Raw genomic sequence first — 21,778 nt, 5'->3', positions numbered from 1 at the left:
ATGGGCGGCGGCAGCCTGCTGACGTCGATCGTGCCGCGGGCCACCAGCACCGACCAGCAGGGACGACTGGTGTTCCAGGTGCGAACGTTGCTGCCGCTCACGACGTCGTGGACGGCGCAGGCGGGTGGGGTGCAGTTGAATCCTGTGCGGGTCGTGTGGTTGCGGTGATCGTCGCGTTCGACCGCCGGGAGTTGTAACCATGGCGGGGCGAGGTTGCCCGAAAGTTTATTCGAGTGACGACTAGGGCGCGACTGTCGCAGTCCTTTCTGCTGCCTAGTCAAGGACGCGATTGAGCTTGACCCGGCGTGTGGTCAACGAAGTATCCGATGCCATCAGGGTACGCAAGAGGTAGCAGCGCCGCGATCAGCGCGGCCACCGCCACCCCAGCCGTTGCGACGGTCAAGATCAGGAGCCGGCGCTGATACATGGCATTGAATCGATCTTGCCGCATCTCGTCGCGCCTCCGCAATCCTCCTCGCGGTGTCTCACCCGGCCTGAATTCAATCCACTCGTCACAGGTACGGTCGACTCCGAACACCTTCTTGGTCTCTCGTCTAAACCATGCATGTGTGTCAGGCTCCGCCGCGGGAAGATCCGGAAGCTCTCCCGTTAGGTCAAAGGCCGAGACCATGCAGACGGGAAATGACGTTGCACCATCGAACCGATCGAATGGATTCACCTCGCGACTATCAATGCGCGCGCTGTCTTTATCGTCTTCCATCAGGGCCAGCAGCGCACAGTCACTGCAGTTATGGTGGCTCGCTATACGTGATGGCATCGATCACCTCTTCGCGCCCAGCGATTCCCGCGAATGGCTCAAACTCACTCCATGAGCAAAAAAGTCCTTGAGCGCCAACTGAAGCCGCGAACCCCTCGTCGGTGGCCAACGGACTACAGTGTGCGATTGCGCCACGAAGTAAGGTTTATCCGCTGGGGATCGGCATCGGCGCGATTGTACAGCGGTATACGGGGCTGTATCGAGAGCGCCGTTAGAAGATCGTCAGAAGTCGCGTCGCGGAAACGAGATCGGGACCGGCCGAAATAGCCGATCCCGAATCTGTTTTCTATGGAGGCGACGACCGGATTCGAACCGGTGATCGGGGTTTTGCAGACCCCTGCCTTGCCACTTGGCCACGTCGCCATGTGTGTCCGCCGCCCCGCCGCCTCGCAAAACGAGCCGCCCGGAGGCGCCGGGCGGGTACGGTCGTATCCTCTGTGGTGCCGAGGAGGAGATTTGAACTCCTACGCCTTGCGGCACGGCCCCCTCAAGACCGCGTGTCTGCCTATTCCACCACCTCGGCGAAAGAACGCGCTGCGCCAGCGCGTTCCGCCACCCAGTATACCCCGTCGGCACCGGCGCGATAAAGCGCGCGTCGCCCGCCGCCGCCGCCTCCGCTACCATGCGCTCGCCCCGGCCCCGACGCCATGCCGCGGGCCGCACGGGGAGCCGACACTATCGTATGAGCTGCTTCGCCCGCCGCTGCCTGGCGCTGCTCGCCGGGGCCGCCGTCCTCCTTTCCGCCGCCTCGTGCAGCGAAGGCAAGAGCTTCGAGATCCCGGCGTCGTACCAGACTTCGGACGCGCAATACACGCTGCTGTACAGCACGCTCGGCTACGAACTCGCCGGCGCGAAGCGCGTCCTGATTCGCCAGAACGACGTCGATGCGGCGGTCAGCGAGGGCCTCTCCTTCTCGTGGCGCCTGGTCGATGACGGCGACGGCGTCGCGCTCGAAGGCCGCGCGGCGTACAGCGGCACCGGCTGGGGCATCCCGATCTGGACCGTCGACTTCAGCGCGCTCGATGAAGCCGGACGCTACCGGATCGTCGTCGAAGCCCCGGAGGTGCGGCTGGCGACGCAGGAGTTCGCTGTCGACGAGTTCCTGCTGTTCCGCACGACGTTCGACGCCGTCGCGATCCAGAACGCGGCCGCGCGCGAGGCGCCGATCGAACTCGATTACGGCTTCTACGACAGCAACGGCAAGACGGGCTCCGCCGCCGCGCACGCGGACTGGCTCGTCGGGCTGATCGAGGCGTACGAGCGGCGGCGCAACGTCATCACCGAGGAGCAGCGGCGGCAGATGCGCGACGCGATCTCACGCTCGGTCGACTACCTGCTGTTGCTCGCGGATCCGGCGACGGGCGAGTTTCGGTCCACATCGCCGACGCGCGGAGCCGGCATCACCGGGCCGCACAACACGGCGATGGGCATGCGCGCGCTGGCGCGATACGCCGTCGCGTTCCACAACGAAGATCCGGTGAAGGCCGAGCGCGCGCATCGGCGCTCCCTGGTCGCAGAGTTGTGGCTGGCGGCGAACGCACCGGACGCGTATCCGCCCGCACTGCGCGCGACGGTGAACTACGACTTCTACCGATACGCCCTCATCGATACGTACATGGACGTCGCCGCGGCGGCGTTGCGCGAGCAAATCGGGACGTATGACCTGCGCACGATGGAGCGCCCGAGCGACGACTCGCTGCCGCACGTCGAAGGCCTGTACCGCATGTGGCGCGACCTGACGTCGCATCCCGACCGTCAGCTCTGGGCCAACGCGGCCACGGCGATCGCCGCGCAGTACATGCAGATCTTCCAGGCCAATCCGTTTGCGATCGTGCCGCCCGGGATTACCAGTGAGGAGTTCGACACCAACGCTATCGCCGAGTGGGACGAAGTCGCGACCGAGCCGCCGCCGGGCGCAGGCGACGACGGCGCGCTCCTCAACACGTGGTTCATGGCGCGCGCGATCGACGCGGCGCACCTCGCGGATATGACCGGCGATGCGAACCTCGGCGTGATGGCGGCCGCAGGCATCGGATGGATCACCGGCCTCAATCCCGGCGTCCCCGTCGAGCGCGTGCGGACGACGGACGGTGCGTCGGAGGTCGAAGCGGCTTCATTCTTGACGGGCTTGCCGGTGAGCACCGCCCGGCCGTGGGCCATATGGGAATGGCTGCGCCCGCGGCGCCACGGCACGATCGTCAACGGCTTTCGCGCAGACTTTGCGTATGATGACGGGTTCGCCGCCGGCGAGACGGCGCTGGCGAACGACGGCATGTGGCTCTACGCCATGACCGCCTACGAAGATTTCCTGCAGCCGGCGCGCCGCTCGCCGGCCCCCGACGGCCTGCCGCCGTTTGCCCGGGCCATGCACGTCGCGTCGGCCGACGCGTCGAGCACCGGCGGCACGCTGCAACTCCTCGTGCGCGTGCAGGACGCCGCAGGCGCGCCGTTACCGGCCGTGCGCGTGATCGTCCTGTGGGAAGGCGTGCCGCTTGAAGACGCACTGCCCGAGGATGCCCTGACGACGAGCGCATGCGTCACCGGCGCCGATGGCAGTTGCCTCGCGACGATTGCGGGCGGCGCGTTGGCCGCCGAACCGCCGTTCACGGCCGCGGTCGCGAACCTTGAACACGACGAGCACGGCTACGATATCAACGCCGACGATCCGTCGAAGATCCAGACGATCCCGTAGTCGCGGCAACCGTAAAGCAAGAACGGCGCGTGTACACGCGCCGTCCTTGGAACATCAGTTACGTGGCAGGTTCGGCGGCCCTCGCCCCGGTCCGTCGTCGTCGTCATCGTCATCGTCGTCATCTTCATCATCGCCGCCGTTGTCGCCGGCGTTGCCGACGCGCACGACGACGTACGTCGAAAGTTCGCCGCGATCGCGATCTTCGAGCACGAGGCGCAGCGTGTACTCGCCCGCCGGCAGGTCCGCCGTGTTCCACAGCCCCAGCCCACCACCTGGTTGCGGCGTCTCCGAGCGCATGATCAGCGTCCATCCGGCGGGCGGATCGCCGAGACCGAACTCGAGCCGATACGCGATGAACCCCTCCGAAGCCGCCTGCCCGGTGATCTCGACGATTTGATCGAGACGCTCGCCGGAGCGCGGCGTGACGATCCGCACCGGCGCTTCGCCTGTGCTGCGCTGCGTCGGTACGGAGCCCGCACCGAGCCTGCGCGCCCATTCCTGTGCCTGCCCCATCGCGAACTCCGAGAGACCGTCCGGGATCACGATCCCGAAGCGCTCCTGCACGAACTGCGGCGGCGTCAGTTCCGTCGCCAGCAGGCCGTCGCGGATGTCGATCTTCGCGCGGCGCCACCAGTCGTCATCGTCCTTCGGCGCCTTCGCGTCGGGCAGCAGCGTCTTGACCTTTCGCGCGCAGTCGGCGTCGGGCTTCATGCCCGAAGGTATGCAGACTTCGACTTCCTTGAGCCCCGGTGGCCGCGTGAAGTCGCTCGCCGGCACTTCTTCCAGCGCTGCCACCATGAAGTCGCGCAGCGCCCGGTAGGAGATCGACGTCGACGTGATGTTGAACATCGGCGAGTTGTCGGAGTTGCCGGCCCAGACGCCGGCGACGAGTTCCGGCGTGTAGCCGTAGGTCCACGTCTCGCCGATCGCGCGGCTGTTTTCGAACGGCTCGCTGGTGCCGGTCTTCACACCCCACGGCCGCCCGATCGAGAGCGAGCCGCAGCCGTACGTGATGCAGAACGCGTTCGGGTCGGAGAGGATGTCGTTGATCATGTACGCGTACGGGGCGTCGAGTACGCGCTCTTCCTGCACCTTCACGCGGTGATCTTCCGTCGTCGGGTAGAGCACGTCGCCGCTGATCTCGCGCGTCACCTGCAGGATCGAGACGGGATCGAGCTTGCGGTTGGTGTCATCCAGGTTGAGCGTCGTCGGGACGCCGCGCATGACGCCGTTGTTCGCCAGTACGGTGTAGGCGTACGTCACGTCGACGAGACGAATGTCGATGCCGCCGATCGTCAGCGACGGCCCTAGCGTGCGCGAATCGAGCGGCGCCGGCGTCACACCGTCTTCGGCGGGGCCGGTGAGGCCGAACTTCTTGTACGCCGCGACGGTGTTCGGCACGCCCAGGTAGAGCGCCGTCTTGAACGCCGGGATGTTCAGCGAGTTGCCCAGCGCGTTGCGAATGCTGATTTGTCCGACGAAGCCGCCGTTGGGGTTTCGCGGCGTGAACACCTTGTCGCCGTCCTGGAAGCTGATCGGCGTATCGAGGATCGGCGTTTCGGTGCCCCAGCCGAGCTGTTCGAAGGCGCCCGCGTAGGCGAACGGCTTGAGCGTCGAGCCCGGTGAGTTGTACGACGTCGCGTTGTTGTTGCGCCCCTCGATGTCGTCGCGGAAGTAGTCACGCGACCCCACCATCACCAGGATCTCCGACGTGCGCGGGTCCATGGCGACGAGCGCGCCGTTGTGGCCGTCGGCGGAGACTTCGAACTCGCTGATCCACGTCTCGAGCGCAACCTGCGCCTTCTGCTGCAAGTCGAGGTCGAGCGTCGTGGTGACGCGCAGGCCGCCGCTGTACAGCGCGTCGCGGCCGAACAACCGGATCAACTCTTTCTCGACGTAGTCGAAGACCCAGTGCGGCGCCTGCACCGGGAACCGCTGCGGCACGATGTTCACCGGCGCGATCGTCGAGAGATAAAACGCCGGGTCGCTGGCCGTGATCTTCGTACCGTCGTCGTTCACCTGGAACTCGGAGACCGTCACGTTCTGGCCGTCGATCTCCTCCGTCGTTTCCGCGCGGCGGTGCATGAGACGAAGCACCTGGTTGCGCCGGTCGACCGCCGCCTGCGGGTTGTTGATCGGGTCGTACTCGGTGGGGCTGGCGGGAATGCCCGCCAGGAGCGCCGCCTCCGCGAGGTTCAAGTCCTTCGCCTGCTTGCCGAAGTAACCGAGCGAAGCGGCCTCGACGCCGTTGTACAAGCCGCCGTACGAAATCTGGTTCAGGTACCACTCCAGGATCTGGTCCTTGGAGTAGCGATTGGTCAGCTCGACGGCGTAGATCGTCTCCTTGAGCTTGCGCTCGTACGAACGCTCGTAGCGCTCTTCGACGGGGATGTAGATGTTCTTGACGAGTTGCTGCGTGATCGACGAGCCGCCCGTCGTGTTGCTGGATCCGGAATCGCGCAGGCCGAGCGTCTCGAGCGCGGCGCGCGCCAGGCCCTTCTCGTTGACGCCGCGGTTGTCCCAGAAGCTCCAGTCCTCCGTCGAGATTGTCGCGGCGATCATCCAGGGCGAGATGTCTTCGAGCTTGACCGGCGAGCGGAGGCCCGACTTGTCGTCGACGTACTCGTAGAGCAGCTTGCCGTTGCGGTCGTAGATTTTCGCACCGCCCGAAGGCTGCGACGCGATCACCTCATCCGGCGGTTCCAGGTCGTTCGCGTACGACCGGTAGACGCCATAGCCCGTCGCGCCGGCGATCGCGAACATGACGACGAAGATGCCCGCCGCCGCGATCAAGAGCTGCGCCCAACGCGGCGCGCTCGGGCGATGGTTCGAGCCCTTGTCCTGCCCCCGCAGCCTGCTCCGCAGCAGCCGCCGCGTCGCGATGTTCTTCGCCACTCCCTACCTCCCCGCCGCCTGGTCGTGCTTTTGCAGCACCACGAAGTGCGACAGCCCAAACATCTTCAGCGGCGTCCGCTCCGCGCGGTAGAGCACCGAACGCAGCACGCCGCCCAGGCGCTTCCTCCGCGCGATCACGTTGTCGAATCCCGGATAGACGTATGTCTCCGCGAGCACGCGCGCGCCGAGGCCGCGATACGTCTTGCGAATGCCGCCCTTCGTGTAGGCGCGCGCGTGCGGCACCAGCCGGTTGCGCAGCGGGTCCGGGAGCCAGTTGATCAGCGGAATGTTCCCGAAAATGAACTTCTCCCCGATATAGATGCCGTGCGTCTCGAACGGGTAAAGCCTGTTCGGCGCGTACACGACGACGCGGCCGCCGGGCCCCAGGATCCGGAGCGCCTCCCGCATCGTCGCGGCGTCATCGTTCACGTGTTCGATCACCTCGTTCAGCACCACGACGTCGAAGGCGCCGTCACGGAACGGCAGGTGTTCGCCGACCGCCAGCATCAGCCCCGGCGTCGTGCGGGCCCCTTCGCGCAGGCGCTTGGCATCGATGTCGATGCCGCAGACGCGGTCGCTGAACTCGCGGAACTTCCGCACGTAGACGCCGAGCCCGCAGCCGATGTCCAGGATGCGCGCGTTTTCGAGCGGTGCGTAGTGGCGGATGAGATTGAGCCGGCGGTCCTGACCGAACCGCCACACGAAACTCGGGTTCCCGAGGGCTACTTCCGCCCTGTCGGGCGCGTTGACCATAGATCCTTCCAGTACCCCTGCCGCAGACTATGGTAACAGATGCCCTGGCGGCCTCAGATGGTGCCTTTACACCATATCCGCCCGCATCGATCACCGCCGCCGCGTCGACGTCTATCGCGAAGAATCGCATCGAGTCGGGGCCGAGGACGAAGGTCGTCACCAGCGTGTGTGCGGGGGCGAATGCGAACCTCCTCGCGATCGTCTCGCCGTTCAGCACAATGCCAAACGACGACCCTCCCGTCGGACAGCCCGTGCGTTGGTCGGCGCCGACGACGATCAGCACCGACGGCGCGAACGGATCGTCCGCTCGCTCAACGCACCCTGCCGCGCCGCTGAACGGCGGCGCTTGCTGGCCGAGGCCCGCGGGGTCGCCCGGGAGTCCATCCACGATCACTTCGCCGTGCAGTTCCATGACGGTTGTCCCGAGGTCGTGGATCAGGAACAAGACAGGGAAGTCTCGATCGATCTGCGCTGCGTCGACTTCGATACGCGCCGGCGTTGTCGGCAACCAGCCGAACGCGCGCTCGAGGCTGAAGCACCTCACGCTCGCCGACACCGTTACGTATCCGCCGTCGCCCGTGGTATAGAGAGACAGCGCGTCGCTGCAGCCGCCGATGATGTCGACGCCGCTGATGCCAATTTCGTCTACCTGCGCCAGGCCATCGCCATTCGCATCGTTGACGACGCGCAGGCGAATTTCCCCCTCCGCGACCGGGATCATCGTCGGCAGCGGAGACGGCGTCTCTTCGCCGGCGTGCGCCGTGGACACCGCCAGCAGCAGCAGCGCCGCGCACCCGAGTGCAACGAGTGAGATCCCCATGACAGTTACGTCCCTTTCGCATCGGATCGCTGTGCTGATAGAACACCGGGCGATGCTGTTTGGTTAACTTGCCGCGGCTGCCCGAATCCGGGCCATGCGCTACGCTGTCGCCGATGAAACTCGACCGCGCATCCGTCCAGCACATCGCGCGCCTCGCCCGCATCGACCTCACGGACGACGAGATCGAGACGTACGCGAGCCAGCTTTCGGAGATCATCGGTCACTTCGATGTGCTGAACGCGGTCGACACCGACGGCGTTGAGCCGACAGCGCACACGCTGCCGCTGCGCAACGTGCTCGCCGCTGACGCTTCGCGGCCGTCGCTGACGCAGGACGAGGTGCTGGAGATGGCGCCGAACGTCGAGGACGGCTACCTGCGCGTCAGGGCGGTGCTCGAGTAATGCCCGACCTGCACTGGCTCACGATCCACGAGTCGGCGGAGAAGCTCGCCGCGCGCGAAGTCTCTTCGCGCGAACTGACGCAGGGCGTGCTTGACCGCATCGATACGGTAGACGAGAAGGTGCGCGCGTACATCCGCGCGACGCCGGAGTTTGCGCTGGCGCAGGCTGATGCCGCCGACGCGCGGCTCGCGAAGGGTGAACGGAGTGCGCTGCTGGGCGTGCCCGTCGCGATCAAGGACCTGATGGTGACGAAGGGCGTCGCGACGACGTGCGGCTCGAAGATGCTCGAGAACTTCGTGCCGCCGTACGACGGCACCGTCGTCCGCCGCCTGTTCGACGCCGGCGCCGTGATGGCCGGCAAGACGAACATGGACGAGTTCGCGATGGGCTCGTCGACCGAAAACTCCGCGTTCTTCCCGACGCGCAACCCCTGGGACCTCGACCGCGTGCCCGGCGGCTCATCGGGCGGCAGTGCGGCGGCCGTCGCAGCGGGCGAAGCGATCTATGCGCTCGGCTCCGACACCGGCGGCAGCATCCGCCAGCCGGCCGCGCTGTGCGGCGTCGTCGGCATGAAGCCGACGTACGGCCGCGTCAGCCGCTACGGCCTCGTCGCGTTCGCGAGCTCGCTCGACCAGATCGGCCCGTTCACGCGCGACGTGCGGGACTGCGCGATCGTGCTCAATGCGATCTGCGGCCACGATCCGTGCGACTCCACGTCGGCGCCGGTGGAGACGCCGGACTTTACCGCGGACCTCAAGAAGGGCGTGCGAGGACTGCGCGTCGGCGTGCCCAAGGAGTACATGCCGGACACGCTCGATGCCGGCGTGCGCGCGCGCATCGAAGACGCGTTGGCGGCGCTGCAGGCGCAGGGCGCGGAGATCGACCGCGACCTGGCGCTTCCGAGCACGGAGGCGGCGCTCGCCGTTTACTACATCATCGCGCCGAGCGAGGCTTCGGCGAACCTCGCCCGATACGACGGCGTGAAGTACGGACTCTCATATCAACAGGGAGCGACGATGTGGGAGAACATGGAGAAGACACGCGGACTCGGTTTCGGGGCCGAAGTAAAACGCCGCATTATGATCGGCACGTACACGCTGTCGTCGGGCTACTACGATGCGTACTACCTGAAAGCGCAAAAGGTGCGCACCGTGATCCGGCGCGAATTTGATGCCGCGTTCGAAAGGTACGACGTGATCGCCGCGCCGGTGACGCCGACGCCGGCCTTCAAGATCGGCGAGAAGACGGCAGACCCGTACGCCATGTATCTCAACGACGTCTTCACGCTGCCGGTAAATATCGCCGGCCTGCCGGGCGTGTCGGTGCCGGCGGGATTCGTCGATGGGCTGCCGGTCGGCCTCCAGATCATCGGCAGGCCGTTCGACGAAGCGACAGTGCTCTGCGCAGCGTATGCCTACGAGCAGACGACGGAGTGGCGGCATCAGCGTCCAGCGTTGTAATTCAATGTGTACGCGAATTTGAAAGGTCGCGTTGCGGTGCGCCACGCCGTGGGCGACGCGCCGTTACCATCCCGAAACATCCACATAGCGATAGCAGCCGTACCTTTGTGGTTGGAGAGACCACAGAGGTTGAGTACCGAGGAGGAATGGATGACACAACATAACAACTGGCGATGGATCGCCATGCTGGCCGTCGCCGTGCTCGCGATCGGGGCGATCTTCGCCGCGGCGTGCGGCGACGACGATGATGACGACAACGGCGGCACCACGCCCGCCGCGAACACGCCGGCCACGACCGCGACGGAACCGGCCGACGAACCGACAGAGCCGGCGGACGATGCGACGGCGCCCGCAGCCGGCGGCGACGAGACGCTGTCCACGGCGGAGGATGCCGAACTCGGCACGATCCTCGTCGGGCCGGACGGCCTCACGCTGTACACGTTCACGACCGACACGGCGGGCAGCGGCGAGAGCGCCTGCTACGACAACTGCGCTACATTGTGGCCGGCGCTCACCGTCGATGGGGATGCGACGGCAGGCGAAGGCGTCGACGGCGAGATCGCCACGATCGAGCGCACGGACGGCACGACGCAGGTGACGTATGACGGCATGCCGCTGTACTACTTCGCCAGCGATACCGCGCCGGGGGACACCAACGGCCACGAAGTCGCCGGCGTCTGGTTCGTCGCAGAGCCGTAACGCAGAGGCCTCACCTCCGTAGAGACGGGCGGCCATCACGGCCGTCCGTCTTCGCGTCCGCCTATACTGCGGCGTGGCCCCGACGATTACGTACCGGCGCAATCTCTCGGCGGAAGACGCCGCCACCGGCAGCATCCTGATCGAGAAGTCCCGCTGGCACCGCTTTCCGCCGCCCATGCGCGAATTCGCGGTGAGCGTCGGCGGCGCGCGCTTTCTCACGCGCATCGTCGCCGAAGATTGCGACTGCGTGCCGCCGCCGCACCAGCACTATCATCTCGAGGCGAACCACTTCCGCGACCGCATGGACTTCGAGCGGGGATCTATCGTCGAAGTGCGCATCGATGACGGGGCATACACGATCGCCAACGCGTAACGGATGTTGTCGGCGTTGGGGATGCAAGGACAGCCGCGGTGTTTGCAACGGATGAAGGAGCCCTGAAGTGCGAAAACTGGTTGAATCGACGTTCGTGACCCTCGACGGCGTGATTGGCTCACCTCAGGAATGGGGGCCGCCGTACTGGAACGACGAGCACGCGAACTACGCGCGCGGCCTGCTCTTCGATGCGGATGCGCTGCTGCTCGGGCGCGTGACGTACGAGGTCTTTGCGCAGGCGTGGCCATCGCGCAGCGGCGACGAAATGGCGGACAAGATGAACGCCATGCCGAAGTACGTGGCGTCGAACACGCTGAAGGACGCCACGTGGAATGCCAGCATCATCGGCGGTGACGTGGCGGGCGAGGTCGCAACGCTCAAGGAGCGGCCGGGGAAGAATCTGCTGAAGTTCGGCACGGGCGTGTTCGACCGCGCGCCGATGGAACACAACCTGGTAGATGAGTTTCACTTCTGGCTGTTTCCCGTCGCCGTCGGGGGCGGTCAGCGCCTGTTCGAAGGGATCGACACCACGCACCTGACACTCAAGGACACGACCACCTTCAGCACCGGCATCGTCGTGCTCAAATACGGCCCGAAGGGATGACGGATCGCGGCGCGCAGGGCGCTCCACCCATCGACAACGGCGAAGAAGCGGGCCTGCGTGCGTTCGCCGTCGAAGTCGGCGCCTACGCGGGCGCGTCGTACCCGGAGCGCCCCGAATGGGTGCTGCGCGAAGGGCAGCGCCTGAGCGTCGAAGAAGTGCTCGCCGCGTGGCGCGAAGAGGAGCGGATCGGCTTCCGCGTGCGGCTTCAGGATGGTTCGCTGTTGCTGTTGTATTATGTGCCGGAACTCGATCTCTGGTCCGGCATCCCCTTTGCGCCGGCGCCACATCGAGCCGCCAGGAGGAAGGACCGGGCCTGACGGCCTGAGCGCATGCACGAAGGCGTCACCCACCGGGGAAACATCTCCCAGCACGTCCAGGCGATTCCCTCGTCCGGCATTCGACGCTTCTTTGACCTCCTGGCCAGCATGGACGGCGTCATTTCACTCGGCGTCGGCCAGCCCGACTTCGTCACGCCGGACCACATCCGGCGGGCAGCGATCAAGTCGATCGAGGACGGCGAGACGTACTACACGTCGAACTACGGCATCGTCGCGCTGCGGCAGGCGATCTCGCGCCACCTCTCTCGCCTGTACGGCGTCCGCTACGACCCCGGCACCGAGATCATCGTGACGGCCGGCGTCAGCGAGGCGCTGAACATCGCGCTGGAAGCGATCATCGACCCCGGCGACGAGGTGCTGAGCCCCGATCCCGGTTACGTCGCATACCTGCCGTGCGTCCAGATCGCCGGGGGCACGTACACGCATGTCCCGACGCACGCCGCCGACGGCTTCACGCTGCACCCGTCCGAATTGGAGCAGCGCATCACGCCGCGCACGAAGGCGCTGCTCATCGGCTACCCGGCGAATCCTACGGGCGCCGTGCTCTCGCGCGACGTCATGCTGCGGATCGCCGAGATCGTCGAGCGGCACAACCTGTTCGTGATCTCCGACGAGATCTACGACCGCCTCGTCTACGAGACCGAGCACGTGTGCTTCTCGTCGTTGCCGGGCATGCGTGAGCGGACGATCCTGCTCGGCGGCTTCTCGAAGGCGTACGCCATGACGGGCTGGCGCCTGGCGTACACCTGCGCGCGCAACGAACTGACCGAAGCGATGATGAAGGTACACCAGTACGTCATGATGTCGGCGCCGACGCCGGCACAGTTCGCGGCGCTGCAGGCGCTCAATCACGGCGAAGAAGACGTGCGCGGCATGGTCAGCGAGTACGATCGCCGCCGCAAACTCGTCGTGAACGCGCTCAACGCCATGGGCCTGCCGTGCGCCGAGCCCCACGGCGCCTTCTACGCCTTCCCGAAGATCGGCGGCACCGGCATGAACGACGAGACCTTCGCCGAACGCCTGCTGATGGAAGAACGCGTCGCCGTCATCCCCGGCTCGGCGTTCGGGGAGGGCGGCGCCGGCCACGTGCGCATCTGCTACGCGCAGAGCTACGACCAGATCGAGCAGGCCATGGAGCGTATGCGGAACTTCGTCTCGCGCCACCGGCTGAGCTCGAAGTAGGCTCTGTTCAACTGATTGGTGCGGCCAACCCTGCGTGCGCCGCAAGTCCGGCCCTTGTTTGCCTGAGATTCCTCGATAGGCGTAGTAAGAGGGCCGCGCTGGGCCGCCGTCAACCTGTTGGGATCTATCCTGTCTGGCCGCGGGGAATCGCAGACCTTCGCTGGGCTCGGCTCCGGCGGTTCGGCCAGCGCGGTGGGTGTTTCAGCAGGAGTAGGGGCTGGCTCCTCCTCGGCTGCTCCCCCAGCCTGAGGATACTGGGCTATCATTGCTGCGCTCACGAGCAGGAGCAGTGCGGCACGATGCGCCAAGAAGCAAGCAGTCCGGGAAACTGGGGTAAGCTCAGGTCTGGAGGTAGGCAGTGATCGTCGTCCGTTTCAAGGTGCAGTGTCAGCCCGACAAGAGTGAAGAAGCGATGGCGGCTTTCCGCGAAGTCGTCGCCGCGAGCCGGATTCTGCACGGCGTTGTCAGCTTCGACATGGGCCGCGACCTCTCTGACCCCGATTCGTTCATTGCCTTTGAGGTGTTCGAGGACCGGGCCGCACTCGAGCGTCAGGAGGCGCTGCCGACGGTCCAGAAGGCGATCGCGCTCCTCGAAGAGGTTCTCGCTGCAGAACCGGAGGCGACGCTCTTTCATGTCTCCTCCTCGGAACCCTGGGGCTCGTGAACTGGCGTTAGCTGCCCCGATCCGCGGCGGTTCAGGCGCGAGATTATCTGCCCAGTGTCTCGTTATCGGGGCCAAGTCTCGTGAGGGAATCAACAGGTGTGTCCGCGTTCCATTCAGTTTGTCAATCCCTAATCTTTTGAAGTAGGAGCATCACACCTATGAAGGCGCCGCTATTGGCGATCTTCTCGATTACCTTGCTCGCGGCCATATTGATAGCACTCGCGCAAGCCGCTGCGCCTGGTCGCTTGGAAGCTGGTCAGGCTGAGACTCCCAGCCTGGCTGTTACCCCGACCACGGTGGCTACGCCTCCGCCTATCGCGAAAATCAACGCCGCCCTGACCAACGAGGGCATCACATGGCCCCCGGTTCCGGGAGCTGCATCGATATCGATTACCGGCCGCGTCTCGGCGATCAACATCAACGCAAGTAACGTCTGCGGACCTGTTTCGCAGGTCCGGCGAGAGCAACTCACGCTCGACGAGACCCTGCCGGGAACGGCGACATCGTTCGTTCTCCCGCTTCCGTCGCTCCCGGTCGCGGATCGGTGGTTGGTGATCAGCTACGACCCGCTCGAGATCACGGCGCGGGACGCCGACGGCGTCGTGGTCGCCGGATTCAGCGCGAACTTTCGCGCCGAGAGCTGCATGGTTGTTGCCACTGGGACGCGTGTTTCGGCGGACGTCCTACCCGGCACGGGCGGCGGTGCAACGGACACGGGCATCAACCGAATTGCATTCCTAGGACTGGCCGCCGCCGCACTGGTGGTTGGTGCCGGCTCGCTCGCGTTGGTAAGGGTCGCGCGCCCGCGCCGCTAAGCGTCCCCACTTCCCGGTCGGCCGCTGGCGCCTTGAACCGCGCGGTGGCCGATGGGGAGCCAAAGGGGCCGCGCGAGCGCGGCCCCTGGCGGTGCTATTCGATTGTGACGCTGGCGGCTTAGAATCCCTCTGAGCTGGGCTTCCAGTCGGAGCGCCCGGTCCAGCGCGATTGCGGGACGTCGCGCTCCCAGAGGTAGTCCTCAGCCGAGTTCGGGAACTCTTTTTCGGCGCCACAGTTCCGGCACGTGCCGTGACTGGTAGCCCCGTTCGGGCTCTCGATCACCCAGCGATGGACGCAGACCGCCTGTACCTCACCGGTCTCCTGGGTCTCCTGCACTGCCACGTCACTCATCGCGCCTCCTTCCATCCCCCAACGCTCGTCACCTTCCCTACGTGCTGGAGCGGGTTCTGGAGCCCTATTATGGCGCACTACTTTTTACCCCGTCAAGCTACCTCCGGTTTTTACTGGAAAACCTTTACAAATTAGCCACATTTCCATCCCTGCTAAGCTGAATCGTAGCTATACTGGGAGCGCAAACGTTCGATTTCTATCTATGCATTCGACCAAAACCGAGATCCTCACCCTCCTAAAACGCTCCGACGGCGCCACCGTCGACGATCTGTCCACCTCCATCGGCCTCGCTTCTATGACCGTCCGCCAGCACCTGGTGGCCCTCGAGCGCGACGCCCTGGTGCAGGCGGATGAGGTGCGCCGCGCGACGGGCCGCCCTCACTTCCGCTACCGCCTCACCGACGAGGGTCACCGCCGCATCTCCGACGGCTACGACCGCCTCGTCGCATTGCTCATCGAAGAGGCGGGAGCGCTGGAACCCGGCGAGGTCGCCGGTCCGGCACCGGTGGAGCGCCGCAACGCCCTGGTCCGCCGCGCCGCCCGCGCCCTCGCCAACCGGCACCGCGCCGATGTCGCTGCGGCCGTCGGATTGGACAAGATGGAGCGCGTGGTCGCTATCCTGAAGACGTACGGGGGCTTCGCGGAGTTCCACGAGCACGAGGACGGATTCGAGCTTCGGGACTTCAACTGCATCATTCGCGAGAACGTCGGCAGCGGCCCCTGCGAGTGGCACCAGACCTTCCTCTCGGAGGTCTTCGGCGCGGAGGTGCGCCTCGAAATGCGGCCGGAAGACGGCTGCGCCATGTGCTGCCGCTACGTGATCGCCGCCAGCGTGCTCGCCCAGAACAGAGGTAACGCATGAGCATCACAGAACAGGACGTCCTGCGCGCGCTCAGCCAGATCGAAGACCCGGACCTGCACCGTGACATCGTCTCGCTCGGGTTCGTGCAGAAGCCCGACATCGATGGCGACACCGTCAGCGTGCGCATCGTCCTCACGACGCCGGCGTGCCCGGTGCGCGACAAGATGGAGACCGAGGCGCGCGAACTGCTGCTGCAACTTCCCGGCGTGCGCGAGGCGAACGTCACGATGGAGGCGAACGTCGCGCAGCACCGCCCCGGCGGCCAGCACCCGATCGAAGGCGTGCGCAACATCATCGCCGTCGCCAGCAACAAGGGCGGCGTCGGAAAGTCGACGGTGGCGGCGAATCTCGCCGTGGCGATGGCGCGCCTCGGCGCGCGCGTCGGACTGATGGACGCCGACATCACGGGCCCGAACATCCCGACGATGATGGGCATCGGCCAGGGCGCGCAGGTCGAGGCCGGCGGACTGCGCGTCGAAGAGCGCTACGGCGTGAAGGTCTGCTCGATCGGCTTCGTGCTGCCGCGCGGCACGCCCGTCGTCTGGCGCGGCCCGATGATCGGGACGGCGGTGCGCCAGTTGCTGCACGACATCGACTGGGGCGAGTTGGACTACCTGCTGATCGACCTGCCGCCGGGCACCAGCGACGCTTCGATGAGCATGGCGCAGGAAGCGCCGATCTCCGGCGTCGTCGTCGTCAGCACGCCGCAAGACGTCGCGCTGGAAGACGCCGCGAAGGCCGTGTCGATGTTCGACAAGCTGAACGTGCCAATCTTCGGCATCATCGAGAACATGAGCTACTTCGCCTGCCCGCACTGCGGCGAGCGCACGGAGATCTTCGGTCACGGCGGCGCCCGCTCGGCCGCCGAAGATCTCGGGCTGGAGTTCCTCGGCGAACTGCCGATCGACCCGGCGACGCGCAAGGCCTCGGATGAGGGTGAGCCCATCGTACACGCCGCGCCGGAGAGCCTGCAGGCGCAGGCATTCCTCGCCGTCGCGAAGCAAGTGGCGGCGCGGTGCAGTGTGCTAGAGTACGCCGCAGGGGCATAAGCATTGGTCAAATTCTTCAACAGGCCGCGCAAGACGATCCGCGATACGCGGAAGTCCAAGACCGCGGACGAGGCGCCCCCGGCGCCCCCCAAAATCGAAAAGGAACCCGCCACGACTACCGAAAAAACACCGCGCACCCGCACGCGACGCGCACCCGCGCGCCCGCCACGGCGCGACTGGGCCGCCGAAGCAGCATCGCTGCCGCTGGATGTCCCGGCGCCGAAGGCCTCCTCGCAAGCAAGCTCTGAGTCCGAGGACGCAGATTCCGACGCCAACGGCGCGGCCCCCACGAAGCGCCGCCGTGGCACGCGCGGCGGCCGCGGCCGCAAGAAGCCCGGCGCCAAAGTAGACGGCGTCGACGTCGAAGAGGCAGACGCGCTCGCCGAGCCGGCGACGCTCGAAATCCTGATCGCCCGCCAAGTGTCGACGCTCGAGGCCTTCGCGAAAGACGTCACCGCCGCGATCCGCAACCTGCAACAGACCGTCGGCGACCTGCAGGGCCAGGTGGCGCACCGCCCGGCAATGACGTCGCATCCGCGCGTCGCGCTGTTCGTCGATGTCCCGAACGTGATTTACGCGGCGGAGCGCCGCAACGTCACGCTCGACTTCGGCCGTGTGCTGGACTATTTCACGCGCGACCGCCAACTCGTACGCGCGAGCGCCTACGCGCCGATCACCGACGACCCGCAGGCGAAGCTCGAGCAGCAGCGCTTTGTGCACCACTTCATGGGGCACCCCTATCGCATTGTCACGAAGCCGCTGAAGCGCTTCGCCGACGGTTCGATGAAAGCGAACTTCGACATCGAACTGGCGATCGACATCCTGACGATGTCGGACCGCCTCGACGTCGTGGTGCTGATGTCGGGCGATGGCGACTTCCGGCGCCTCGTCGAGCTGATCGCGAGCCGCGGCGTCCGCGTCGAGGTCGCCGCCTTCAGCGAGACCGCATCGGCGGAACTGAAAGCCGTCGCCGACAAGTACGTTGACATCGGCGCCGAACTCGAGGCCTTCAAGGCGCAGAAGTAGGTTTTTAGTCTTCAGTGGTCAGTAATCAGTTGTAAGTGGTCGCGGATTCGCGGCTGCGCCGCGCAACAGCCGAGGGCGGCTGTTCTCCACCTGCGCTGCGGCTGCGGCGTGGCTCGAAGAGTCGGCGGCCCCGTCTCCACTGACGACTGACGACCGACGACTGACAACTGACAACTGACGAACCGTATATCATGCTCCCCACCATGACCCGCGATGACATCGCTCGCCTGATCCGCGACCACGGCGTCGAGACCGTGAAGATCGGTACACCCGACATGGATGGCGTCTACCGCGGCAAGCGCGTCTCCACCAAGCAGTTCCTCGCCGGCTGCGACGGCCCCGGCTTCGCGCAGTGCGACGTGATCTTCGGCTGGGACATCGCCGAAGAGGTGATCACGGGCCGCAAGCTCGCGCTCGGCAGCGCCGATACGGGCTTCGCCGACGTGCTGCTGTGCCCCGACCTCGCGACGTTCCGCATCGTGCCGTGGGAGCCGGCGACCGCAGCCGTCATCTGCGACGTCTACGACGAGCACGGCGACGTCGTGCAGCAGTCGCCGCGCGCCGTCCTGCGCCGTATGGTCGACCGCGCCGCGCAACTCGGCTACAGCGCCGAGATGGCGGCCGAGTACGAGTTCCGCATCTTCCGCGAGGACCAGCAGTCCCTGCGCGAGAAGGACTACGCCCCTGCGCCGCAGGGCATCAGCCCGCTCAATCCCGGCCTCAACTGCTACTCGATCAGCCACGCCAGCATCGACGAGCCGGTCGTCGGCGCGGTGCGGCGCTACATGGACGCGTACGGCATCGAGATCGAAGGTTATAACCGCGAGCACGGAGAAGGCATGTACGAGATGAATATGCGGTACGCGCCGGCGCTCGAAGCGGCGGACCGCGGCATGCTCTTCAAGTCCGGCGCGAAGGAGATCCTCGCGCAGTCAGGCTGTACTCCGACATTCATGGCCAAGTACGCCGACGACATGGACGGATGCAGCGGCCACCTGCACGTCAGTCTCTGGCGCGACGGCGCGAACGCGTTCTGGGACGGTGCGGCGGAGCACCACATCGCGCCGGTGATGTCGTCGTTTGCCGCCGGACTGCTCGAAACTCTGCCGGAGTTGATGGCGCTCTACGCGCCGAACATCAATTCGTACAAGCGCTACGTCGCGGGCAGTTGGGCGCCGACGGCAGCGACGTGGGGCATCGAGAACCGCACGGCGGCGATCCGTGCGATCGCGCCGAACGCGACCGGCATGCGCGTCGAAAACCGCACGCCGGGCGCCGACGTCTGCGCGTACCTGGGGTTCGCCGCGTGCATCGCCGGCGGCCTGTCCGGCATCGAGCGCAACCTGGCGCCGCCGCCGCCGATGCAGTCCGACGTGTACAAGTCAGAAGGCCTTACGCCGCTGCCCGCCACGCTCGGCGAGGCGATAGCGCTCTTCGAAGCGAGCAGCCTGGCGCGCGACTGCTTCGGCGACGCCTTCGTCGACCACTACGTCGCCATGCGGCGGTGGGAGGTGGACAAGGGAAGCCGCGCCGTCACCGAATGGGAGCGCCGCCGCTACTTCGAGCAGGTGTGAGGGGCGAGTTGTCAGTTGTAAGTCTGCAGTTAGTTGTCAGTTTTCAGTTGTAAGTCTTAAGTGAAGTCGGGCAATCGAGGCACGTCGCCCCCGCCCGTGCGCGCGGGAGTATCCGCGCGCGGACACAGCTAAAGCTACGTCCCTACTTTCCGCTTTCGGAGCGTGCGCTTCGGGTTGCTACGCGTGGTGGTGTGACCGCCCCGACGTCCTACTTAAAACTTACAACACTGAACACTTACGACTCGTCCGTCACGCAGTGACGACCTTGAGCTGCTCGTCGTCAAGGACGCGCAGGTTCTCTTCCACCGGGACGAGCGGCAGGCTGAACGCGAACTCGCCGCCGCGGTCGGGCCGTTCCGAATACCAGATCGTGCCGCCCATGGCTTCGATCAGTCTGCGGCATACGGACAGGCCGATGCCGATACCTTCCGCCGCCGCCGCCGTGCGCTCGGACCGGTAGAACGGCTCGAAGATCGCCTCTCGCTCTGCCTCCTCGATGCCGGGGCCGCGGTCGAGCACGCGCACGACCGCCATGCCGCCGTCGTCCTCGACGACCACCTCGACGGGTTCATCGTGCGGGCTGTACTTGACCGCGTTGGCGATGAGGTTTTGCACCACCTGTTCGACGTACGTCTCGCCGCCGAGCGCGAGGACCTTGCTCTCGCCGCGCACGACGACGTGCCGGTCTGGATGGCTTCGCAATAGCTGGTCGCTGGTTTCCTGCGCCATGCGCATCAACGCCAGCGGCTCGGTCTCCAGCGCGACGCCGCGCTCGAGCCGCGCCAGCACCAGCAAGTTGTCGATGAGCGATGCAAGACGCAGCGCGCTCTCGTGGATGTCGTCGAGCGCTGTCTGGCGCAACTCCGGGTCGAGCTGCTCGCCGCGATAGCGCAGGATCTCCGCGTTGCCCAGCGTCGTCGTGATCGGCGTCTTCAACTCATGGGACACGAGGCCGAGGAATTCGTCTTTCGCCTCGCTGGCGCGCTCGCGGGTATCGGCCATCTCGTTGAACGCCGCCGCCAGTCGCTGGAATTCGCTCACGCCTCCGACGACTTCCGCGCGCGCGCCCAGTTCGCCGGCGGCCAGCCGATCGCTCGCGCGGACCAGCGAGCCGACGGGGCGCACGATCCACTGGTGGCTGAGCATCCATACAGCGATGAGGGTCAACAGCGTGACGATCGCCACCGGCAGCAGGTCGTTCCTCAACGATTCGAACAGCGGCGTCACCAGGGCGTCCGTATCGCCGGAAACAACGACCGCGACCAGCGCGTCGCCTCCATCCGTGATGCGGACGCCGGCGCCTGTGCGGCCTTGACCTTCCAGTACTTCCGCATCCAGGTAGGTAGACAGATTGCCGAACGCCGCCGGGAACCACGGCAGCGCCTCGCCGGGTGGGAACCCCGAGGAGTTGATGACGATGCCGTTCGCATCGACCACCGAGAGCCGGCCGCTGTTCGGAAGGTTGTTGCCTTCGAGCAGTTCCGCCGTCTCGCTCACCTCGAGTTGCGACGAGAGGTAGGCAACGACGTTTGTCCTGGTTGCATCCTGCAGCGGAAGGCCGAACGTCAGTCCCGGCTCGCCCGTCTGAGGATGAAACTCGAAGCCACCGGTGGCGAAGTCCTGCCGCTCGACGGCTGTCGTGAACCAGGGGCTATCGGCGGCGCTGAATTCGCCGCGCTCAGCGGCGCGGCTGGAGCACAGCACGTTGCCGGAGGTGTCGTACAGCGACGAGCGCGTGCCCGGCAACAACTGGTCGATGATGAACAGCGACCGCGTGCAGCCATCGAAGTATTCCTGGTTGGTGGGATCCTGCGCGACGTTGCGCAGGGCCTCGGCCGCCGTCACGAGCTTCAGCAGCCGTTCCGTCGCTTCGAAGCGTTCGCGCTCCGCGTGCGCCGCGAACACCGCGAGACGCTGAAGATCATCGTGCGCGCGAACCTTTTCGTCCGAGCGGTCCTGCACCGCCTGGTAGACCAAGAATCCGACGAGCGCCGTCATCGCCAGCACGATGATGACGGCGAGGCGCGCCCGGATGCTGCGCAAGGGTGTGGGAAGGGTCATACCTGCCGATCCAGCACCGCCTATCAAAAGAGCGTTACGCCGCATCTTGCGGGATCATCGCCCTCGACACCATCTCAAAACCATCACAGCAACATCGGAGAGCATTCGGCTGCATTGCAGGCACGATTTGCCTCGTGGAACCGCGGATTCAACCTGGATGGCCGTGAAACGGAATCGCAATGTCTACTTGCGATACTGCGATGAAATCGCAATCCTGTACTTGACGTCACCCGCTTACCCGAGAGGACGCCCGGTGCCCGCTGACCCCAAGCCGCCGAGGAAGCTCCCTGCCAACCCGCACCGCTGGACGGCCATCGCCCTCGGCCGCATCTGCTCGGCCTGCGGCCTCGTGCAGGCCACCGGCGAGTTCGACGACTCCA

The 21,778-nt window shown here is 66.0% G+C and carries 21 protein-coding genes and 2 tRNA genes; 16 read left to right on the top strand and 7 right to left on the bottom strand.

All coding sequences use genetic code 11. The features are described from left to right. On the top strand, nucleotides 1–168 hold the full coding sequence (locus WEB52_09950) for a hypothetical protein (protein MEX2226756.1): 168 nt from the start codon (nucleotides 1–3) through the stop codon (nucleotides 166–168). A gap of 109 nt (nucleotides 169–277) precedes the next feature. On the opposite strand, the gene WEB52_09945 is transcribed toward WEB52_09950, so the two are convergent. The 3 genes from WEB52_09945 to WEB52_09935 all read right to left on the bottom strand — a co-directional run bounded on the left by WEB52_09945 (nucleotide 278) and on the right by WEB52_09935 (nucleotide 1,301). Continuing rightward, on the bottom strand, nucleotides 278–721 hold the full coding sequence (locus tag WEB52_09945) for a hypothetical protein (protein MEX2226755.1): 444 nt from the start codon (nucleotides 719–721) through the stop codon (nucleotides 278–280). A 346-nt stretch (nucleotides 722–1,067) separates the two neighbouring features. Further along, nucleotides 1,068–1,141 (bottom strand) — tRNA-Cys (locus WEB52_09940). A gap of 75 nt (nucleotides 1,142–1,216) precedes the next feature. Continuing rightward, nucleotides 1,217–1,301, bottom strand: a tRNA-Leu gene (locus tag WEB52_09935). A gap of 159 nt (nucleotides 1,302–1,460) precedes the next feature. Here WEB52_09935 and WEB52_09930 point away from each other — a divergent pair. Then, entirely contained in the window at nucleotides 1,461–3,470 is a 2,010-nt protein-coding gene (locus tag WEB52_09930) for a hypothetical protein (GenBank protein MEX2226754.1), read from the top strand. Nucleotides 3,471–3,524: 54 nt separating this feature from the next. Here the strand turns inward: WEB52_09930 and WEB52_09925 are convergent, their stop codons facing one another. After that, nucleotides 3,525–6,365 carry a transglycosylase domain-containing protein gene (locus WEB52_09925; protein ID MEX2226753.1) on the bottom strand — a complete coding sequence of 947 codons (2,841 nt, stop codon included), beginning with the start codon at nucleotides 6,363–6,365 and terminating at the stop codon, nucleotides 3,525–3,527. Between the two features lie 3 nt (nucleotides 6,366–6,368). Continuing rightward, the gene (locus WEB52_09920; protein MEX2226752.1) at nucleotides 6,369–7,118 is read right to left on the bottom strand and encodes a class I SAM-dependent methyltransferase; all 750 of its coding nucleotides are present in this window, start codon (nucleotides 7,116–7,118) and stop codon (nucleotides 6,369–6,371) included. A 256-nt stretch (nucleotides 7,119–7,374) separates the two neighbouring features. Between WEB52_09920 and WEB52_09915 the strand changes: the two genes are divergently transcribed. The 10 genes from WEB52_09915 (at nucleotide 7,375) to WEB52_09870 (ending at nucleotide 14,474) form a co-directional block, all read left to right on the top strand. After that, nucleotides 7,375–7,929, top strand: coding sequence for a hypothetical protein (locus WEB52_09915; protein ID MEX2226751.1), 555 nt, complete (start codon nucleotides 7,375–7,377; stop codon nucleotides 7,927–7,929). Between the two features lie 122 nt (nucleotides 7,930–8,051). Further along, complete coding sequence (gene gatC, locus WEB52_09910; protein ID MEX2226750.1) at nucleotides 8,052–8,339, top strand: Asp-tRNA(Asn)/Glu-tRNA(Gln) amidotransferase subunit GatC; 288 nt, start codon at nucleotides 8,052–8,054, stop codon at nucleotides 8,337–8,339. Continuing rightward, entirely contained in the window at nucleotides 8,339–9,799 is a 1,461-nt protein-coding gene (gene gatA, locus WEB52_09905; protein ID MEX2226749.1) for an Asp-tRNA(Asn)/Glu-tRNA(Gln) amidotransferase subunit GatA, read from the top strand. The genes gatC and gatA overlap by 1 nt, the downstream gene beginning before the upstream one ends. 150 nt (nucleotides 9,800–9,949) lie before the next feature. Further along, the gene (locus WEB52_09900) at nucleotides 9,950–10,498 is read left to right on the top strand and encodes a hypothetical protein (protein MEX2226748.1); all 549 of its coding nucleotides are present in this window, start codon (nucleotides 9,950–9,952) and stop codon (nucleotides 10,496–10,498) included. Between the two features lie 73 nt (nucleotides 10,499–10,571). Beyond that, nucleotides 10,572–10,871 carry a hypothetical protein gene (locus WEB52_09895; GenBank protein ID MEX2226747.1) on the top strand — a complete coding sequence of 100 codons (300 nt, stop codon included), beginning with the start codon at nucleotides 10,572–10,574 and terminating at the stop codon, nucleotides 10,869–10,871. Between the two features lie 67 nt (nucleotides 10,872–10,938). After that, complete coding sequence (locus WEB52_09890) at nucleotides 10,939–11,475, top strand: dihydrofolate reductase family protein (protein ID MEX2226746.1); 537 nt, start codon at nucleotides 10,939–10,941, stop codon at nucleotides 11,473–11,475. After that, nucleotides 11,472–11,792, top strand: coding sequence for a hypothetical protein (locus WEB52_09885; GenBank protein ID MEX2226745.1), 321 nt, complete (start codon nucleotides 11,472–11,474; stop codon nucleotides 11,790–11,792). Before WEB52_09890 ends, WEB52_09885 begins: the two co-directional genes overlap by 4 nt. A gap of 12 nt (nucleotides 11,793–11,804) precedes the next feature. Next, nucleotides 11,805–12,995, top strand: a complete 1,191-nt coding sequence (locus tag WEB52_09880) for an aminotransferase class I/II-fold pyridoxal phosphate-dependent enzyme (protein MEX2226744.1) — start codon at nucleotides 11,805–11,807, stop codon at nucleotides 12,993–12,995. Nucleotides 12,996–13,353: 358 nt separating this feature from the next. Then, nucleotides 13,354–13,659: a putative quinol monooxygenase gene (locus tag WEB52_09875; GenBank protein MEX2226743.1), complete on the top strand. Its 306-nt coding sequence runs from the start codon at nucleotides 13,354–13,356 to the stop codon at nucleotides 13,657–13,659. A 158-nt stretch (nucleotides 13,660–13,817) separates the two neighbouring features. After that, nucleotides 13,818–14,474 (top strand): hypothetical protein, encoded by a 657-nt coding sequence (locus WEB52_09870; GenBank protein ID MEX2226742.1) that lies wholly within the window; start codon nucleotides 13,818–13,820, stop codon nucleotides 14,472–14,474. Nucleotides 14,475–14,592: 118 nt separating this feature from the next. On the opposite strand, the gene WEB52_09865 is transcribed toward WEB52_09870, so the two are convergent. After that, the gene (locus WEB52_09865) at nucleotides 14,593–14,826 is read right to left on the bottom strand and encodes a hypothetical protein (GenBank protein MEX2226741.1); all 234 of its coding nucleotides are present in this window, start codon (nucleotides 14,824–14,826) and stop codon (nucleotides 14,593–14,595) included. Between the two features lie 202 nt (nucleotides 14,827–15,028). Between WEB52_09865 and WEB52_09860 the strand changes: the two genes are divergently transcribed. The 4 genes from WEB52_09860 (at nucleotide 15,029) to WEB52_09845 (ending at nucleotide 19,337) form a co-directional block, all read left to right on the top strand. Continuing rightward, entirely contained in the window at nucleotides 15,029–15,688 is a 660-nt protein-coding gene (locus WEB52_09860; GenBank protein ID MEX2226740.1) for a hypothetical protein, read from the top strand. Further along, the gene (locus WEB52_09855) at nucleotides 15,685–16,737 is read left to right on the top strand and encodes an Mrp/NBP35 family ATP-binding protein (protein ID MEX2226739.1); all 1,053 of its coding nucleotides are present in this window, start codon (nucleotides 15,685–15,687) and stop codon (nucleotides 16,735–16,737) included. The genes WEB52_09860 and WEB52_09855 overlap by 4 nt, the downstream gene beginning before the upstream one ends. A 3-nt stretch (nucleotides 16,738–16,740) precedes the next feature. After that, entirely contained in the window at nucleotides 16,741–17,763 is a 1,023-nt protein-coding gene (locus WEB52_09850; GenBank protein ID MEX2226738.1) for an NYN domain-containing protein, read from the top strand. A gap of 203 nt (nucleotides 17,764–17,966) precedes the next feature. Beyond that, nucleotides 17,967–19,337 (top strand): glutamine synthetase family protein, encoded by a 1,371-nt coding sequence (locus WEB52_09845; GenBank protein ID MEX2226737.1) that lies wholly within the window; start codon nucleotides 17,967–17,969, stop codon nucleotides 19,335–19,337. Nucleotides 19,338–19,586: 249 nt separating this feature from the next. Here WEB52_09845 and WEB52_09840 read toward each other — a convergent pair whose 3' ends face one another. Continuing rightward, nucleotides 19,587–21,398, bottom strand: a complete 1,812-nt coding sequence (locus WEB52_09840) for a sensor histidine kinase (protein MEX2226736.1) — start codon at nucleotides 21,396–21,398, stop codon at nucleotides 19,587–19,589. Nucleotides 21,399–21,778 lie beyond the last annotated feature (380 nt).

The sequence above is a fragment of the Dehalococcoidia bacterium genome (assembly GCA_040902535.1).
GTDB lineage: Bacteria > Chloroflexota > Dehalococcoidia > DSTF01 > JACRBR01 > JBBDXD01.
Note: the sequence above shows the minus strand (reverse complement) of the source record. Positions and strands in the feature narration are given on the sequence as shown.